Genomic DNA, 18,105 nt, shown 5'->3' on the forward strand with positions numbered 1-18,105 from the left:
CAAATTGCAAATTATGTTTTAAAAATTAGTGTTTAAAGTGTCTAATTCCCGTAAATACCATAGATATCCCATTCTCATTACAAGCTTCTATTGAATCTTTATCTCTAATGGAACCACCTGGTTGAATTATTGCTTTTATATCATATTTTGCTGCTTCTAGTACTACATCATTGAATGGCATAAACGCATCTGAAGCTAAAACTGATGCACCTTTTCCTCTTTCTAGAGCTTGTTTTGCTGCCCATATTCTGTTTACTTGGCCTGCACCTACACCTGTTGCCATCTTGTCTTTAGCTACAACAATGGCATTGGATTTTACATATTTGCAAACCTTCATAGCAAATACCATATCGTCCATCTCTTCTTTAGTAGGCTGTTTTTCTGTTACTACTTCATATTTATCTGCAAACTTATTATCTTCTCCCATAACTAAAATACCACCATCAACCTTTGCAATATTATGGTCATCACAAGGTTTCACTCCGCACTTAATTACCCTTAAATTCTTTTTAGTCTTAAGAACTTCAAGGGCATCATCATCAAATTCTGGTGCTATAACTATTTCTAAGAATATTTTTATCATTTCTTCAGCAGCTTCTTTTGTTACCTTTGTATTACAAGCAACAATTCCACCAAATATTGATACTGGGTCACAAGAATACGCTTTAACATAAGCATCTTTTACATCAGTTCCTAATGCAACGCCACAAGGAGTATTGTGTTTAAGACCACAAACTGCAAGTTCATCAAACTCCCAAACTGTTTTCCATGCTATATCCATATCTTTAATATTATTATAAGAAAGCTGTTTTCCTTGTAATTGTTCAAAATTATTTAAAGCCCCTGTTCCATCAGTAGCTACATAATAGGCAGCTGATTGGTGACTATTTTCACCATATCTTAAATCACTTTCTTTTCTATAAGATAAAGATAAGTATTCAGGATATTCTTCATCTAACATAAAGTTAGAAATAGCTGCATCATAAGCTGAAGTTAAATTAAATACTTTTCCTGCTAATCTTTTCTTAGTTTTATAATCTACATCTTTATTTTCAGTAATTTGATTTTTAAGGTCTTCATAATCAGTAGGATCTGTTACTACAACTACATCTTGGAAATTCTTTGCAGCAGATCTAAGCATTGTAGGTCCACCGATATCTATAAATTCAACTTTTTCTTCAAATTCTAAATCTTCTTGTACTTTTTCGAAGAAAGGATATAAATTAACAATAACCATATCAATTGGCTTAATTTCTTTTTCCTCAATAGTTTTCATATGTTCTTCATTATCTCTAATTGCAAGTATTCCACCATGAATAACTGGATGAAGAGTTTTAACTCTACCATCTAAAATTTCAGGAAATCCAGTAACTTCATTAACCTCTGTAACAGGAATATCATTTTCTTTTAAATGTCTATAGGTTCCACCTGTTGAAATAATTTCAACTCCATTATCCACTAAAAATTTTGCAAAATCAGCTATGCCGTCTTTCTTAAAAACTGAAATAAGCGCTCTTTTAATCATTAAAACACCCCTTCTTTTTTGTTCCATTTTGGAATTTTAATTCTTATCTAGAATTTTGATTTATGTAAATAGTTTTTATTTTAATCTTAATTTAAATGCACAATGCACAGTGTACAATGCACAATTAAGGATGAAATATTTTAGCAAAGCTAAAATATTTCTTTAATTAATTTAAACATTAATTAAAAGATTAATTTATTTAATCAAACTTATCTTGTAATTACTTTTACTTTGCACTTGAATTTATTAAATAAAGATTTTCTGACCAAAGGGAAGAAAATCCTCCACAATTGTGCATTGTAAATTGTGCATTGTGCATTATCTTTATCCATATACTTATTTTCTCATATGCACATTTCAAACTTCACTCTTGCTTTATTCTAAAGAAGAACTACCTTTCTTCCCTCCACCACAACTCTCTCTTCTGAAAGAAGTTTAACGGCTTCTGGAAGAGCAATGTGTTCTTGTACTAAAACTCTTTTCTGTAGAATTTCCGCTGTATCATCTTGTAATACTTCTACAGATTTTTGAATAATTATTGCCCCTGTATCTGTTCCTGCATCTACAAAATGCACTGTACATCCAGCTACTTTCACTCCATATTCAATAGCTTTTTTATGTACATTTAATCCATACATACCCTTTCCACAGAAAGAAGGTATCAACGATGGATGGATATTTATTATTTTATTATTAAACTTATATATAATGTCCCCTTGCAATATTGACAAATACCCTGCCAGAACTATTAAATCAACTTTTCCATCTACAATTTTCAGTATTTCATCAGATAAATCAGCCCCATGCTTTTTTTTATCTAATTCAATAGCTTTTATGTTATTCTTTCTTGCTCTTTCAAGAGCAAAAGCCCCACACTTATCAGAAATAACATATTCGATAGAACAATTAGAAAGATAGCCATCTTGAATTCTATCTATAATAGATTGAAGGTTACTTCCTCCCCCTGAAGCAAGAACAGCTATTTTAAACATACCTCTTTGCCTCCACTTTGAACTTTTCCTATTTTATAAGCTTTATCACCAAGTTCTGATAACTCTTCAATGACTCCACCTGCTAATTCAGGAGAAACACAAAGAACAAATCCTATCCCCATATTAAAAGTATTATACATGTGATCTTCCTCTACACCTTGCTCCATTAAGAAATTAAATATTTCAGGTTTAGGAAAAGAATTTTTATCTATAACTAATGTATATTCATCTTTAAGCATTCTTGGAATATTCTCATAAAATCCTCCGCCTGTAATATGTGCCATACCCTTTATTTCAAATTTCTCCATAAGTTTAAGTACATTTTCAACATAAATCTTTGTAGGTGTAAGTAATTCTTCTCCAATTCTCTTACCTTTAAAGTCCATATCAAAATCAGTGATTAATTTTCTAACTAAAGAATATCCATTACTATGAATTCCAGATGATTCTATACCTACTAAAATATCGCCTTCTTTTATTTTGCTACCATCGATTATTTCATCTTTTTCTACAGCTCCAACACAAAATCCAGCAATATCATATTCTCCATCAGAATAAAATCCTGGCATTTCAGCAGTCTCCCCGCCAATAAGAGCGCAACTTGATTGCAAACATCCTTCTGAAATTCCTTTTACAATATCAGCTGCAGCTTCTGCATCTAATTTTCCACAAGCCATATAATCTAAGAAAAATAATGGTTTTGCCCCGTGACAAAGTATATCATTTACGCACATAGCAACACAATCAATACCCACTGTATCGTATTTTTCCATATGAAAAGCAACTTTTAATTTTGTACCAACACCGTCTGTTCCAGATACAAGCACAGGACTCTTGAATCCTGCAAGATCATACATGCCAGCGAAGCTACCTAAATTATTTAAAACTGCATTACTATAAGTTTTTTCAGCATAATTCTTTATTTTCTTAACAGCTTTATAGCCTTCTTCAATATTAACTCCAGCTTCTTTATAAGTAGCCATTTTATTCCTCACCTTCTAAACGGTCTTTATCTTTTTCTATAGGTGCTGATACCGGATAAACTCCATCAAAGCATCCCATACATAAACCTTTATTTTCAAAAGTACTTAAAAATCCATCTTGACTAATATATGCAAGACTATCAGAACCTATGAAATCGCTTATTTCTTCAACTTTCTTTTGTGCTCCTATAAGGTCTTTTCTGTAAGGAGTATCTATTCCAAAATAGCATGGAAACTTAACCATAGGTGAAGAAACTCTAAAGTGAATTTCAGTAGCTCCAGCTCTCTTCAAAACTTCAACAAGCCTTCTACTAGTTGTTCCTCTTACAATAGAATCATCAATAATGACAACTCTTTTTCCTTCTACATTTACTTTTAATGCATTAAGTTTTGTAGATACAGCCTTTTCTCTCATTTGCTGAGATGGTGCAATAAAAGTTCTAGCTACATATTTATTCTTTATAAGTCCTATACCAAAAGGGATTCCTGAAGCCTTAGCATAACCTATTGCTGCCGATATACCTGAATCAGGTACTCCTATTACTATATCCGCTTCAGCTGGTGCTTCCTTATAAAGCTGTTCTCCTGCTCTAACTCTAGATTCATATACACTCACACCATCCATAAAACTATCTGGTCTTGCAAAATAAATATATTCAAAAGAACAAATAGATCTATTAGTTTTTTCCGCAAAATGTATTGATTTAATACCATTTTCATCAATAATCACTATTTCTCCCGGATCTACATCTCTAACAAATTCCGCTCCAACAGCATCAAGTGCACAAGATTCAGAACATATTACATAATCCCCGTCAATCTTACCAATACATAAAGGTCTTATTCCATTTGGATCTCTTACTCCAATTAATTTTTTTTCAGTAAGCATTACGATTGCATAAGATCCTTTTACCGCTTGAATAGCATGAACGACAGCTTCTTCTAATCCACACTTTGCTTTTCTTGCTATCATATTTAAAATTACTTCTGAGTCTATAGATGTGTGAAATATAACTCCTCCATCTTCAAGAAGATCTCTTATAGTATCTGCATTTGTTAAATTTCCATTATGTGCAATAGACATAGCTCCAAGCTTATATTTGCTTAATAGTGGCTGAGCATTTTTAACGTTACTTGATCCTGTTGTAGAATATCGGACATGTCCTATACCTGAACTACCTTTAAGACTTTCTACTGTATCTGGTTTAAGTGCTTCAGATACTAATCCCATGTCTTTAACACATTTTAACTTTTCTCCATTAGAAACAGTTATACCAGCACTCTCTTGTCCTCTATGTTGCAAAGCATACAACCCATAGTAAACAATTTCTGCAACATCAATATCTTTAGTAGAAAAAATACCAAAAACTCCACATTCTTCTTCCATTTTATCTTTGTCCTGAACTTGTAATGATAAATCATTATTATTTCTTATCATTAATATTATTCCCCTTTAGAAATTCTTTTAAGTATTTCTTCGTATGCTTCTGTTACATTACCTAAATCTCTTCTAAATCTATCTTTATCTAACTTCTCATTAGTTTCTGCATCCCAAAATCTACAAGTATCTGGAGATATTTCATCAGCTAAAACAATTTCACCCTCTTTAGTCTTTCCAAACTCTATTTTAAAATCGATTAATTTAATGTTCTGTTTTAAGAAAAACTCTTTTAATAAATCATTAATCTTAGCTGTCATAGCGTACATTTCTTTAAGCTCTTCAAATGTAGCTAATCCTAAAGCAACTGCATGACAATCATTTATAAGTGGATCTCCTAGTTCATCTTTTTTATAGCAGATTTCAAATATTGTTGTTTTAAGTGCAGTTCCTTCTTCTATTCCTAATCTCTTTGCCATACTTCCTGCTGCAACATTTCTAACTATAACCTCTAAAGGTATTATTTCTACTTTCTTACATAATTGTTCTCTTTCACTTAACTTTTCGATAAAGTGAGTTTTAACACCATTCTTTTCAAGCATTTCAAATATCATAGTAGTAATAGCATTGTTAAGAGCTCCTTTACTTTCTATACTAGATTTTTTCACACCATTAAAAGCAGTAGCATCATCTTTGTAATAAATAATTACGTTATCTTCACTATCCCCTTCAAATACTTGTTTAGCTTTTCCTTCATACATCATCTTTCTTTCCATTATAGTTCCACTCCTTCTGAATTATCCTCTATAAATTTTTCTTTCATATCTTTTCTAAATTGAATTAATTTTTCTTTAAGTTCTGGGTATTTTAATGCTAAGATTTCAACGGCAAGCATTCCTGCATTAGCACTATTATTAATTCCAACTGTTGCTACTGGAATCGGCTTTGGCATTTGAACTATTGCTAATAATGAATCCATTCCATCTACAGCTGCATTTATTGGAACACCTATAACTGGCAATATTGTTTGTGATGCAATAACTCCTGGCAAATGAGCAGCAAGTCCAGCACCTGCAATAATGCACTCAAAACCATTGTTCTCAAGTTTTTCTAAAGTTTCACTTAATTTTTCCGGAACTCTATGAGCTGATAATACATGAGCTTCATATTCTACTCCGAATTCTTTTAATACTTTAGCTGCACCCTTCATTTTTTCAATATCAGACTTACTTCCAAAAATAATTGCTACTTTCATAATTAACCCTCCTGCAAATTTCACTGTTTTCGTTTTTATATTAACATTCATAGTTTATTTAGTCAATATAATAACCGTAATTAACTGTAGATTATTCGTACTTTTAGGACAAACTACTCCTTTCTATTCTTTTATCGTTCGTCACGTTACGTATATCACAAAATACGATTGCAGATTTAATTTCTTTTTTATTCAGGAGGATTATTTTATTGAAGACTGTAAAAAAACTTTCATAATCAAAATCTGTACTTAAATAAAAGATTCTCGCCCAATCGTTCGAGAATCTTTCTTATAGTTTTAATTCAAAGAAACATAAAGACTCTCCTTAAAGGAGAGCCTTATAACCCGCACAAATTTATTAAACTTTTTTCAAGTTCCTACTCAATTCTATAATTCTTGTATCATTATTAGCTGTCTTCATTGATAAACTGTTTACATCCATTTGCAGTTTATTGATTTTTTCATTTTCCACTAGATACACTCCTTTCAATTACAACTTTCGTATCATTTTATAAATATAATCCTTAATCTTATTATAATATAATTCCTACACCTATTTCCATAGAATTTTTTAAGCAAATATCTAACTTATTACTATTATCTCCATTAAATAAAACTTTATGCGAACATTTGTTCTTCAATATTGTTTTACAACAAGCTACGTCATCAAATTCTAGCACCTTACCATTTCTTTTTTTACGCCTTTTTACAAAAAAATAACTCATAAACATTCCCACTAATAGACTAACTATAATGTTTATAATCATATCAAAATTAAAGTAACTACTTTCTTGATTTAACCCCGCTATATATAGCCCTAGTAATCCTCCTAATATAACACATAGATATCTTTACATTTATAACAACATAAAAGCACATATATGTAAATATATCTCTACATATATGTGCTATATATAACATCAAATATCACACTATCTTTTATTCAGCTACTTTAACCATTCCGTCATCTTCAAGGTCTTTAAAATATTTTCTTGTTTCATTTATAATAACTCCACTTAATCCAATTAATCCAATTAGGTTTGGAATCGCCATAAGTCCGTTTACTATATCTGCTATTTTCCAGATCATTTCTAATTTTAGATTTATCAACTGTAAAAATACTCCCAGTCCAACTAAAATTATATATACTGCTCTATATAGTTTAATTCCTTTTACTCCAACTAAATACACAGTACATCTTTCCCCATAATAATTCCATCCAAGTATTGTTGTAAAAGCAAAGAAAATAAGTCCAATCGTAACAATCAACTGTCCTATCATAGCTATAGGAAGCCCACTACTAAAAGCATAATTTGTCATAGCTGTTCCTGCATATTCTGAATTCCAAGCTCCAGTCATTATTAAAACAAGTCCAGTCATAGTACAAATAATTATTGTATCAAAGAAAGTACCTGTCATAGATACAAGTCCTTGTCTTACACAAGATTTAGTTTTAGCTGCCGCTGCCGCTATTGGTGCACTACCTAAACCAGATTCATTAGAAAATACTCCTCTAGCAACACCACTTCTCATCGCAAGCATAACAGTTGCTCCAGTGAAACCACCTGCTGCTGCTGTTGTAGTGAAAGCACTCTTTACCACTAAAGCTATTGTTCCTGGTAATAAATTAATATTTATTATTATTATTATTAAAGCACCTATAACATAAAATACTGCCATAAAAGGAACTGTTTTTTCAGCCACTGATGCAATATTCTTTACGCCTCCTATAGTTACTAGAGATACCAGTACTATTAACACTATTCCTGTCAACACAATTGGAATGTTGAAAACAATTTCTGCAGCTTCAACTATTGCATTTACTTGTGGGAATGTACCTATCCCGAAGAAAGCAACTCCTACTCCAAAGATTGCAAACATCTTAGCTAAAAATCTACTTCCTAGACCTTTTTCTAAATAATACATAGGTCCACCAGCCATTTGACCATTTTCATCAACGGTTCTGTATTTTACTGCAAGTAACGCTTCAGAGTACTTAGTAGCCATTCCAAAGAAAGCAGCTACCCACATCCAAAACAAAGCTCCTGGTCCACCAAGTTTAATTGCTGTTGCGACACCAACAATATTTCCTGTTCCTATTGTTGCTGCTAAAGCTGTACATAAAGCTGCAAATGATGATACATCACCCTCTGCATCATTGTTTTTTTCTTTAGAAAATAAATACTTTAGTGCAAGTGGTAACTTTTTAACCTGTAATACCCCAAGTCTTACAGTTAGATAAAGTCCCGTACCTACTAATAAAATAAGTAACGGTGGTCCCCAAACCAATGAATCAATTTTGTTTAATACTTCCATAAACCCTGTCATTAAAAAATCCTCCCTTAATTTAATATAATGGAGGAGACAAAATTATTTTCATAATTTCTATCCCCTGTCCTTTTACCTGAGAGATTCGATAGTTAATAATACTATCTTGCTCCTTCGGTGTCTGAATAATCAGCTCTCTCCAGAGGCTCGTCCAATTACGGTTTTCTCCTAAAATAGAGTTTCCAACTAAACTGCTTATTTATATGTACCTATAACTCGTTAATTCATTGAGTTTTGGAAACGTATAGATAAAATTTCATAAAGAAACTCTTGGGATTTTCAGTTCAACTAATTATTTTCACTTATCCATAACTCGTAAATTCACCGAGTTTTGGACAAGTACAAATAAAGTTTCACATTGAAAACCCATAGGTGCCTGAAAGTTTTTCCTCTTCGGCGGATGGCAAGCCATCTCTCTCCCACAATCTTCATCCGAACACATTGTTAATTTATTATTAATAAACCATTAATAATTATATATAGATTTTCATAATAATACAAGCTTTTATACAATTTATAAATTTCCCAATTAAACAACACGCATTTAAATAATGTTCTTAATTATCGAAGTAACATATGTGTACGTATAAAAAAAGATTTTCTCACCAAAGGCAAGAAAATCATAATCACTAGCTTAAATATATCTTTTCCTTCCAAAATAACTCATACCAAATATAACAGCTAAAGCCGGCGCATAATAATTTATTACTGGATTAGTATAGTCAACTAAATATATTACACCGTAGATAATTATTAATACACCTATCAGAAGGTTTGAATATTTTTCCCATTTTATAAGCCCTTCAAGGTTTTTAATTTTTTTATCTTTGTAATTCTTTCTTAATATTTTTTCATTAACGAAGGCTAATACTAATTCCAATACTCCAACTACAAACAATACAAAAATAAATCCATTATTCATCTTTAGTCACTCCTTTTAATTTAAATAATAAAATAAGGATGATTCACTATATCAGCAAATCATCCTTATTCACAAATTTTAGACTAATTTGTGAATATTATGCTATTTCAATAAATAAATTTTATCATACTCTAAATTACATGTACCATAAAAATCTTCATCTGCACAAATATCTCTCTCAACATAATATAATTGTTCATCTTTCTCAACTATTGATTTAATGAATTTATCGCCTTCATTAAATTTAAAACTATGGACCATTGAAAATCCATCAAGTTTGCTGAAGTCTTTTTCTTGTGCTTTAACTTCCTCATTTATCAGCTGCATATCAGCCTTTCCATTTTCAATATCTTTTATTATTTTATCCAAATTATTCATTACATCACCTCATCATATTTTCATAATTAATAACTATTACTGTTTAACATTATATCATAATAAACATGTAATAAAAAGCTTACAGCTATTAAAAAAATTCTTTTTTATGCAATTTCTTCAATAAAGAATATATAAATTTCAAAATATTATAAATACTAAAAGAAGAAAAATTAGAAATTGCTTTCCCTAGTAGAAGTATTTACATTGAATAGCGGCCTTATAAAAAGAACGCAATTACCCCTGTTACTTAGCGTATCATCTTGAGAATTATTGCAAAATCATTTAGAATGGTTAATTAGGGGGTGCTACAATGAGCGTATTACAAGAAGCATTTGACAGCTTTAATAATACAACAACTTATATTTATCAATTTATTACATTTAATAATCTCAAAATAGTTATAATAGCTCTATTAATTTTTTTATTCTTTGTTTTGTTTAGAAAGATTTTCACAAGATATATATTTAGTCGTCTATTAAAAATAAGCAAGAAAACAAAAACTAACCTAGACGAAATAATTCTTATATCCTTTGAAAAACCATTATCAATATTTTTCACCATACTTGGTCTTTATCTATCTATTAAATATTTAACCTCAAGTTTTGGATATGATATTACAGAATCGGTAATTTCCTCAACTAGTGCTGGCACTATTGTGCAAACTTCAAAATTTGTATCTTTATTTAGGTCTTCAATAATTATCCTTGTAGCCTTAGGCCTTCACAATTTATCTTCTGAGAATTCTAATTTATATAAAAACATTAATAAAAAGTTAAATTTGAAAGTTGATAATATTTTACTTACTTTTTTATCAAGGATTGTCCGATTTATTATAATTGCTTTTGCAACTTGTATAATTGCAGAAGAATTCGGCTTTAATGTAAATAGTTTTATTACAGGGCTAGGAATAGGAGGACTCGCTATTGCACTAGCCGCACAAGATACTCTTTCAAATATTTTTGGTGGAATAGTAATAATTCTTGATAGACCTTTTACTATAGGAGATTGGATTTATACTCCAACCATTGAAGGTACTGTAGAAGATATAACCTTTAGGAGTACAAGAATTCGTACCTTTGCCAATGCCTTAGTAACTGTACCTAATTCAAATTTGGCAGACGAAGCAATAACTAACTGGTCTAGAATGCAAAAAAGAAGAATTACTTTTAATTTAGGTGTTAGGTACGATACTCCTAAAGAAAAAATTGAAATATGCACTCAAAAAATAAGAGCAATGCTTACTGAAAATAATGATGTTCATAAAGAAACCATTTTTGTTACTTTCAATGAATTCAATGAAAGTAGTCTAGATATTTTTCTTTATTTTTTCACAAACACTACTAATTGGGGTGACTTTTTAAAGGTAAAAGAAAACATAAACTTTAAAATACTAGAAATTCTTGAAAATGAAAAAGTAGAAATCGCCTATCCTAGCAGAAGCATTTTTTTGGAGAAAGAACCTTCTTAAAAGAGCAATGCACAATTCATAATACACAATACATAATGTACAATGCACAATGCACAATGCACAATGCACAATGCACAATGCACAATTATTGTAGATTCTCAGCAGAGCTGAGAATCTTTAATTTTGTAAGAGCATTATATAAACTACAAACATTTATGTGTTAATATTATTTATGTATTTATATTATTTTTCACTGATACTTATCATATATCACAAACAACATCTTATTTCCAAACTAATGCAAGCAGGTTCTGCATCAATCAAAAATTCTCCTATAAAAACAATTAATAAAAACCAGGAGATTTGCGTAAAAACAGATCTCCTGGTCTTTTGGTTTTTGATCTTTAAGTTAATTCTAGAAATATTTTAGCTCCGCTAAAATATTTCCTCCTTAATTGTGCATTGTGCATTGTGCATTGTGCATTGTGCATTATCACTTAACACTGCCTTTTTCTTTTTTTAAAAAATTGCTAATTGCAAATTGCAAATTGCAAATTTCCCTTAAGTGTTAGAGTTCACTATCATTTGCATAAAGAAATGAACTGCTTTTTCAATATTCTCGAAAGAAATCCTCTCATCTACACCATGCATTCTCTTTAAATCATCATTATGTATTTGATAAGGTGAAAATCTATATACATTATCACTAACATCTTCATATTTTCTAGCATCTGTACCTGCCATTACTAGATATGGAGATACTATTGCCTCATCAAATATTTGATATACTGTTTTTTCTATAATTTTGAATCCTTCACTGTCTGCACTAGAAACCTTTGATGGATCTTCAAGTCTTAAAGGCTCAATTTTAACTCTTGGATTATTAACTACTTTTTCAATATGTTCTAATAAATCTTGTCCTGTTTCTCCTGGAAGAATTCTAAAGTTAAAAGTAGCTGTAGCTTTTCCAGGCAAAATATTTGGCTCCATACTACCACTACTCATTGAAGCTGCTGTAGTTGTTCTAAGTTGGGCATTCCCAGCTCCAGTCTTAGCAAAAGCCATTTTGAAAACAGGAGCAAATAACCATAAGTTTGATATTATCATCTTATTTGAAAAACTCATTTCTGGTCCTATATACATGAGCATATCCTCTAGTGGCTTAGTTATTTTAGTCTCACATTGATTTTTTTCAAGTGCAACAATTGCTTTTGCAATCTCTCCAAGTGCAGTATTCTTAGGTGGCATTGAAGCATGTCCTCCAGTGCTTTCTACACTTAATCTAACATTTGAATATCCCTTCTCAGCTATTCCTATTACAGCAAGAGGTCCGTCTACTCCTGCAAGCGCTTCTTCAGTTACACATCCACCTTCATCTATGACAAAATCAAATGTTATATTGTTCTCTTCAAAATATTTAACAATATTTGTTGCTCCCTCACTTCCTCCAACTTCTTCATCATGACCAAATGCAAGATAAATATCTCTATCGGGCTCATAATTTTGCGCAAGCAAGTTCTCTACGGCTTCAAGTACTGCTATCATCTGAATTTTAATATCTAAAGTCCCTCTTCCCCACAAATGTCCTTCTGCCAATTCCCCACTAAATGGAGGATATGTCCAATCCTTTAAAGAATCTTCTGATGCAGGAACTACATCCATATGTGCTGTTAAAAGTATAGGTTTTTTATCGCTATTTTTCCCTTTCCATTTATAGACTAGAGAATATTCATTTACAACAGTTTTTGAAAGTTTTTTATGAACAAGCTTATAGTTTTCTTCTACCCGTTTGTGTAATTCCTTAAACTTATCCCAATCTGTTTCTGAATAATCTGAATGAGAAACAGTTTTTATTTTTATTACATCAGCTAAATTTTTTACTGCCTTATCTCTATCAATATTAAATTCGCCTTTAGCTTGTACACTAAATTTCTTTGACTTAAATTTCAAAGTTCTAACCAAAACTACCACAATTAAAACCACTAAAACTACTAACAAAAACAACAAAAATCTCATTTTTAATACACCTTCTTGTCAATGCATAATACATTTTTGAATGCACAATTCACAATGTACAATGCACAATTATTGTTGACTCTCAGCAGAGCTGAGAATCTTTAATCTTTTACTCTTTTAGTCTTTTCACTTCACTCTACAAACTTCACTCTATCTTTTTAAGAAAGATTACTTCTTCTTATCAAGAAGTCCCTTTTTATACAAAGCTCTTGCACTAACTATTGATATTACAGCTGCCACTGGAATTATTACTGCTATATTGATATCCACAACCATTAATATTATTATAGAGAAAAGGAGTGGTGCTACTGCAAGTTTCCATTGCTTTAATATCCAGTATACTCCTAGTGCTCCAAATAAAGCTGGAAGAACATTATCAAAAGCTGGTTTCAACACTTCCGAACTTAAAACAGGTGTCAATGGCACAATAGCTAAAACTCCTACTATTATTATTATTTCCGTAACCATTGTAGAGGTAGCAACAGATATTGTTGAGATAATATCTCCTTCTTTTGTCCCTGGTTTAACTTCGGCAATTTCCATACTCATAGAAGCACATGGTATTTTAAGATTAGTTAAATTACCACTTACAAAAGCTAAATAAGATGCTCCTGTACCTAAAAGAGGCGTATATGTAAGTACCTCTGCTATACAAACTGGAATTTCCAAGATTGCTATACTCCAAACACCTATTAATAAATTTTTAGTTGGTGGGAATATATTAAATTTGATACTGATCATCGTTGGTACTATAAAAATTAATAACAAGGCTAATAACCCAGTTATTCTCCCTAATTTATGAATTTCATCATCGTATGAATCTGCTAATCTAATATCCTTGTCCATAAATTCATCCCCCTATCCTATATTACTAAATAAAATTGCTAAAGCCATAGAACCTACCATACTTATTGATAAGGCAAAGCTATTAAGCCATTTTATATCGAATTTTTTAATCAAGTAAGTTATAGACACCATAATTAATGCACTACTTAATAACGTGTATAAAGGAACTCCTCCTGATACTATAGGCCCTCCAATAAATACAGATAATACTCCAAAATATAAAGCAGATATTACTATTTCTCCCCATGCAGAATCTTTTTCTTTCATATTATTCATTCTACCTTGGATTTTTTTTAAGAATAAAATACAAATAAGTAGTCCCCATATTATACCAATAGACATAACCCACATAGAGTTAGCAAATACAGCAGCAGTATATTCTGTTGAACCAATTCCACTAACGCCCATACTCTTTGCTCCAATTTCAGCAGACATAAGCTCATATGGCGCTGACCCTATAATTGATAATCTAATCCATGGAAATGGTATTCCAAGAACTGGTGCCATCGCTATTAAAGCTATTAATATCGGCAGAGATGGTACAATTGAAAAAACCGCCGAAGACCTGACTGCTGCCATCATTTTTTCTTTAGTTAATCCTATTTTTTTACCTTCTTTCCATGCCTTTATAAAAAATATTATTGCTTGAACAAAAACAAAAGTTATTACAACAGCTCCAATTTTAAAAATATATGAACTATTTGCAATATCTAAATAATTATCCACGTACTCACTCCCCTTTTCATTTGTATATATTTTAATAAATTATTACCATTATACCACTTTTTGCATTAATTCAATAATTATTTTAATTAATAATTCTTAAATTTAAAATATTTATAGAACAAAGGTGTTGAATGTTTTTCTTTTATAAATTATAAAAAAACATCCATTTTTCTTTAAAACTAGCCTTTAGTTAATACTAATATCTCCCCACTCTTCTAAATCTCTAATAATCTTATTGTACATTTCAGCATCTATTTTAAATTTATGTTTATATACTAAATATCCTAATAATATAAAAATCAAAGGTAAAATCAACATAGCAACCTTCATCATAAGTAATCCACCTTCTGTTACATCCATAGGTGTTTTGGCTCCTGTTATACCAGAAATAATAACTGTTGCAGAAACAATAGCACTCCCTATTGCCCCTCCCATTTTATAAATAAATGGCTGTATTGAAAAAGTAATGCTCTCATTACGTTTACCTAATTTCCATTGACCGTATTCTATAGTATCTGCTAAAAACATTAACATTAAAAGCTGAATGAATGCTTGACCGAGAAAAATTAGTATACCAGCAACTCCAATAAAAAGCATGTTCATAGGCGAAAAGAAAAAGATAATATACCCAACTACTACTGAAACTACAGCCCCTTTATAAAGGGAACGCCTTTCATATTTTTTACTGAATAAAGGGAATAACATTAATGCACTCAATTGAGATACTCCTAAAATCAAAGCAAATATTGAATACATACCCTCATTCCTGTATGCATATTTGAAAAAATATAAACCAAAGCCAGTTGTAGTCATATAGCCAATCATAAATAATGCCATAGAAATAGCTATATAAAGTAATTGATCATTCTTGAAAATAATATTAATAAGTTCTTTTAATTCTGTCTTAGGTTGCTCACTAAATATTCCTTTAGGTTCCTTAACTCCAAATATAGTAATACTTTGTCCTACCCACATAATTAGAACAATTGCAATTGCAAAAATAAAGTACGCTTTTTTCATACTACCAAAAGTATTTCCAAGGGCTGTTGTAATAGGCACAATCCCTGCAACTACTGTAAACAAACCAATATTGGCACAAATTCTAGCAAAGGCACCTATCTTCTCACGTTCCTTTTGATTGATAGATAAAGATGGCAACATAGACCAATAGGCAATATCATTAGCTGTATAACTAATGCCCCAAAATAAATAAACAAATAAAAACATAATAACGAAAGCTGTACCAGTAAAACCAAAATCAGTAAATAACAGAACTGTAAATCCCCCAGAAACAACAGTACCAATAGTAATCCATGGTTTAAATTTTCCAAATCGGCTCTTAGTATTGTCAACTATAACCCCCATAATAGGATCATTTAATGCATCAAAAACTCTTGCAAATAACATAATAGCAGCAATCCACCAAAGTGTTCCATTAGGCAACTCCAATATATCTGTCAAATAAAAAATAAGATACATGCTCACTAACGTATACGTCATATCTCTGCCAACAGTTCCTAGTCCAAAAGTATAATGATTTCGTTTAATATCGACCTTTTGCTCATTACTCATAATCTAGCCCCCCTTTTTTTGAAAACATAATACATTTTAAAGATAATGCACAATTCACAATGCACAATGCACAATGCACAATTAAGGATGATTCTTTCCTATCGTTGAGAATCTTTAATTGCTAATTCAAAATCACTTAAGAATTATCGCTTCATAAGGTTGTAATACCCCATCATAATCAGTTCTTTTAGTATTTGATATAATCACATTTCCATTAAAATTAGCTTTACAACTCATTTTAGAAAAGTTCAACAAAATTGTTAGACTATTATTTTCATAAGTTCTTTTATAGACAAATATATTCTTTGATATTTCTAAAGCTTCAAATTCTCCATATTTAAGTATCATAGATTCATCTCTAAGTTTAATCATTTTTTTATAATAGCTACGAATAGAATCAGGGTCATCTACCTGCGCTGCCATATTTATACGTGTATAATTTTTATTAACACCCAGCCATGGTTTTCCTGTTGTAAAACCTGCTTCAGGACCATTTTTCCATTGCATAGGTGTTCTGCAATTATCTCTTGATGAAGTTTTTATCATCTTCCAACGATATCCCTCAGGGATATGAAAACGTTTTAGTAGCTCATTAACATTGTGCGATTCAACATCTTGCACCTGATCCATACTTGTAAAATCAAAATTAGTCATACCAATTTCTTGACCTTGAAATATGTATGGTGTCCCTCTCAAACTTAAAAGCATAGTTGAAAGCATCTTAGCAGATCTATCCCAGTACTCTCCATCATCTCCGAATCTTGATACCACTCTACGTTGATCATGATTTTCAATATAATTTGCATTCCATTCAAGAGCTTTCTGCCACTTTTCAATAGACGTTGCAAATTTTTTGAGATTAAACTTTCTATTAAACCACTTAACTTTCCACTGGTCTGCTTCCATATGTTCAAAAGAGAAAATCATATTAAGCTCGCATCTATCTTCATCACAAAGGTCTCTTCCCATTTCAGGTGTAACGAAAACAGTTTCACCTACTGTAAAACAATCATAGTGGTCTAAAACATCTTTCCTTAACTCTTGCAATATCTTATGATTACCTTCTTGTGATATATAAAACTCACTGCCCGTTAGAATCAATTTCTTTTTACCATCTTCTAATGAAGATTTATAAAGTACATTAATAACATCACAACGGAAACCAGATACTCCTTTATCAAGCCAGAATCTCATTATATCCTTTACTTCTTCAAGAACTTTAGGATTATTATAATTCAAATCAGGTTGTTTCTTAGCAAAAAGATGTAAATAGTATTCTTGTCTATTTTCATCAAACTCCCAACAATCCTCTGCAAAAAAACTTGTCCAATTATTAGGTAACTTACCCTTTTTAGCAGGTCTCCATATATAATAATCTTTATAAGGTTCTATATTTTCTCTACTCTTTTGAAACCAATCATGTTCATCGGAAGTATGGTTAATAACCAAATCCATAACAATTTTAATATCTAGTTTATTAGCTTCTTTTATAAGCTGTTCCATATTCTCCATGGTTCCATAATCTTTATGAATTGCCCTATAATCACTAATATCATAACCATTATCCGCATTTGGGGAAGAATAAACAGGACTAATCCACAGAATTCCAACTCCTAAATCTTTCAATTCTTCTAAGTGCATAATAATTCCTGGAATATCACCTATACCATCGCCATTTGTGTCTTGAAAACTTCTAGGATAGATTTGGTACACAACTCTTTCTTTCCACCAGTTTTCCATAAAATAACCCCTTTTCTATTTAAGTATTATTAATAA

Annotated in this window: 16 protein-coding genes and 2 riboswitches; of the genes, 1 reads left to right on the plus strand and 15 read right to left on the minus strand. The window is 31.0% G+C overall.

Translation table 11 applies throughout. From position 1 onward, the window contains the following. Window positions 1-25 precede the first annotated feature (25 nt). From purH to ACVHXK_RS07890, 10 genes are all read right to left on the minus strand, one after another. Window positions 26-1,525 carry a bifunctional phosphoribosylaminoimidazolecarboxamide formyltransferase/IMP cyclohydrolase gene (purH, locus tag ACVHXK_RS07845; RefSeq protein WP_461205826.1) on the minus strand — a complete coding sequence of 500 codons (1,500 nt, stop codon included), beginning with the start codon at window positions 1,523-1,525 and terminating at the stop codon, window positions 26-28. 380 nt (window positions 1,526-1,905) lie between these two features. After that, on the minus strand, window positions 1,906-2,517 hold the full coding sequence (purN, locus tag ACVHXK_RS07850) for a phosphoribosylglycinamide formyltransferase (RefSeq protein WP_461205827.1): 612 nt from the start codon (window positions 2,515-2,517) through the stop codon (window positions 1,906-1,908). Next, the gene (gene purM / locus ACVHXK_RS07855; protein WP_461205828.1) at window positions 2,505-3,500 is read right to left on the minus strand and encodes a phosphoribosylformylglycinamidine cyclo-ligase; all 996 of its coding nucleotides are present in this window, start codon (window positions 3,498-3,500) and stop codon (window positions 2,505-2,507) included. Before purM ends, purN begins: the two co-directional genes overlap by 13 nt. A 1-nt stretch (window position 3,501) precedes the next feature. Beyond that, entirely contained in the window at window positions 3,502-4,938 is a 1,437-nt protein-coding gene (purF, locus tag ACVHXK_RS07860; RefSeq protein ID WP_461205829.1) for an amidophosphoribosyltransferase, read from the minus strand. A 5-nt stretch (window positions 4,939-4,943) separates the two neighbouring features. Continuing rightward, window positions 4,944-5,654 (minus strand): phosphoribosylaminoimidazolesuccinocarboxamide synthase, encoded by a 711-nt coding sequence (gene purC / locus ACVHXK_RS07865; protein ID WP_461205830.1) that lies wholly within the window; start codon window positions 5,652-5,654, stop codon window positions 4,944-4,946. After that, window positions 5,654-6,133: a 5-(carboxyamino)imidazole ribonucleotide mutase gene (purE, locus tag ACVHXK_RS07870; protein ID WP_461205831.1), complete on the minus strand. Its 480-nt coding sequence runs from the start codon at window positions 6,131-6,133 to the stop codon at window positions 5,654-5,656. Before purE ends, purC begins: the two co-directional genes overlap by 1 nt. A 533-nt stretch (window positions 6,134-6,666) precedes the next feature. Beyond that, window positions 6,667-6,858, minus strand: a complete 192-nt coding sequence (locus ACVHXK_RS07875; RefSeq protein WP_461205832.1) for a hypothetical protein — start codon at window positions 6,856-6,858, stop codon at window positions 6,667-6,669. Between the two features lie 214 nt (window positions 6,859-7,072). Continuing rightward, window positions 7,073-8,461 (minus strand): alanine/glycine:cation symporter family protein, encoded by a 1,389-nt coding sequence (locus tag ACVHXK_RS07880; RefSeq protein ID WP_461205833.1) that lies wholly within the window; start codon window positions 8,459-8,461, stop codon window positions 7,073-7,075. A gap of 54 nt (window positions 8,462-8,515) precedes the next feature. Beyond that, a riboswitch (glycine riboswitch) is annotated at window positions 8,516-8,614 on the minus strand. A gap of 198 nt (window positions 8,615-8,812) precedes the next feature. Then, window positions 8,813-8,893, minus strand: a riboswitch (glycine riboswitch). Window positions 8,894-9,095: 202 nt separating this feature from the next. Next, window positions 9,096-9,383, minus strand: coding sequence for a hypothetical protein (locus tag ACVHXK_RS07885; RefSeq protein WP_461205834.1), 288 nt, complete (start codon window positions 9,381-9,383; stop codon window positions 9,096-9,098). Between the two features lie 102 nt (window positions 9,384-9,485). Further along, entirely contained in the window at window positions 9,486-9,761 is a 276-nt protein-coding gene (locus ACVHXK_RS07890) for a hypothetical protein (protein WP_461205835.1), read from the minus strand. 310 nt (window positions 9,762-10,071) lie between these two features. Here ACVHXK_RS07890 and ACVHXK_RS07895 point away from each other — a divergent pair, with 310 nt between their 5' ends. Continuing rightward, window positions 10,072-11,229, plus strand: coding sequence for a mechanosensitive ion channel family protein (locus ACVHXK_RS07895; RefSeq protein ID WP_461205836.1), 1,158 nt, complete (start codon window positions 10,072-10,074; stop codon window positions 11,227-11,229). Window positions 11,230-11,730: 501 nt separating this feature from the next. Here the strand turns inward: ACVHXK_RS07895 and ACVHXK_RS07900 are convergent. The 5 genes from ACVHXK_RS07900 to ACVHXK_RS07920 form a co-directional block, all read right to left on the minus strand. Continuing rightward, on the minus strand, window positions 11,731-13,185 hold the full coding sequence (locus ACVHXK_RS07900; RefSeq protein WP_461205837.1) for a M20 family peptidase: 1,455 nt from the start codon (window positions 13,183-13,185) through the stop codon (window positions 11,731-11,733). 168 nt (window positions 13,186-13,353) lie between these two features. Beyond that, window positions 13,354-14,031, minus strand: coding sequence for a hypothetical protein (locus ACVHXK_RS07905; RefSeq protein ID WP_461205838.1), 678 nt, complete (start codon window positions 14,029-14,031; stop codon window positions 13,354-13,356). Between the two features lie 12 nt (window positions 14,032-14,043). Next, window positions 14,044-14,757: a DUF5058 family protein gene (locus ACVHXK_RS07910; RefSeq protein ID WP_461205839.1), complete on the minus strand. Its 714-nt coding sequence runs from the start codon at window positions 14,755-14,757 to the stop codon at window positions 14,044-14,046. Window positions 14,758-14,943: 186 nt separating this feature from the next. Next, window positions 14,944-16,329: a glycoside-pentoside-hexuronide (GPH):cation symporter gene (locus tag ACVHXK_RS07915; RefSeq protein ID WP_461205840.1), complete on the minus strand. Its 1,386-nt coding sequence runs from the start codon at window positions 16,327-16,329 to the stop codon at window positions 14,944-14,946. Between the two features lie 132 nt (window positions 16,330-16,461). Continuing rightward, on the minus strand, window positions 16,462-18,069 hold the full coding sequence (locus tag ACVHXK_RS07920) for a glycoside hydrolase family 13 protein (protein ID WP_461205841.1): 1,608 nt from the start codon (window positions 18,067-18,069) through the stop codon (window positions 16,462-16,464). Window positions 18,070-18,105 lie beyond the last annotated feature (36 nt).

This window comes from Clostridium sp. DL1XJH146, assembly GCF_054819755.1.

Excerpts from the sequence above, each read along its gene's own strand:
- purM (WP_461205828.1), bottom strand. The coding sequence starts at position 3,500 with ATGGCTACTTATAAAGAAGCTGGAGTTAATATTGAAGAAGGCTATAAA.
- purN (WP_461205827.1), bottom strand. The coding sequence starts at position 2,517 with ATGTTTAAAATAGCTGTTCTTGCTTCAGGGGGAGGAAGTAACCTTCAA.
- ACVHXK_RS07905 (WP_461205838.1), bottom strand. The coding sequence starts at position 14,031 with ATGGACAAGGATATTAGATTAGCAGATTCATACGATGATGAAATTCAT.
- purC (WP_461205830.1), bottom strand. The coding sequence starts at position 5,654 with ATGGAAAGAAAGATGATGTATGAAGGAAAAGCTAAACAAGTATTTGAA.
- ACVHXK_RS07875 (WP_461205832.1), bottom strand. The coding sequence starts at position 6,858 with ATGAGTTATTTTTTTGTAAAAAGGCGTAAAAAAAGAAATGGTAAGGTG.
- purH (WP_461205826.1), bottom strand. The coding sequence starts at position 1,525 with ATGATTAAAAGAGCGCTTATTTCAGTTTTTAAGAAAGACGGCATAGCT.
- ACVHXK_RS07890 (WP_461205835.1), bottom strand. The coding sequence starts at position 9,761 with ATGAATAATTTGGATAAAATAATAAAAGATATTGAAAATGGAAAGGCT.
- ACVHXK_RS07900 (WP_461205837.1), bottom strand. The coding sequence starts at position 13,185 with ATGAGATTTTTGTTGTTTTTGTTAGTAGTTTTAGTGGTTTTAATTGTG.
- ACVHXK_RS07885 (WP_461205834.1), bottom strand. The coding sequence starts at position 9,383 with ATGAATAATGGATTTATTTTTGTATTGTTTGTAGTTGGAGTATTGGAA.
- purF (WP_461205829.1), bottom strand. The coding sequence starts at position 4,938 with ATGATAAGAAATAATAATGATTTATCATTACAAGTTCAGGACAAAGAT.
- purE (WP_461205831.1), bottom strand. The coding sequence starts at position 6,133 with ATGAAAGTAGCAATTATTTTTGGAAGTAAGTCTGATATTGAAAAAATG.
- ACVHXK_RS07915 (WP_461205840.1), bottom strand. The coding sequence starts at position 16,329 with ATGAGTAATGAGCAAAAGGTCGATATTAAACGAAATCATTATACTTTT.
- ACVHXK_RS07920 (WP_461205841.1), bottom strand. The coding sequence starts at position 18,069 with ATGGAAAACTGGTGGAAAGAAAGAGTTGTGTACCAAATCTATCCTAGA.
- ACVHXK_RS07895 (WP_461205836.1), top strand. The coding sequence starts at position 10,072 with ATGAGCGTATTACAAGAAGCATTTGACAGCTTTAATAATACAACAACT.
- ACVHXK_RS07880 (WP_461205833.1), bottom strand. The coding sequence starts at position 8,461 with ATGACAGGGTTTATGGAAGTATTAAACAAAATTGATTCATTGGTTTGG.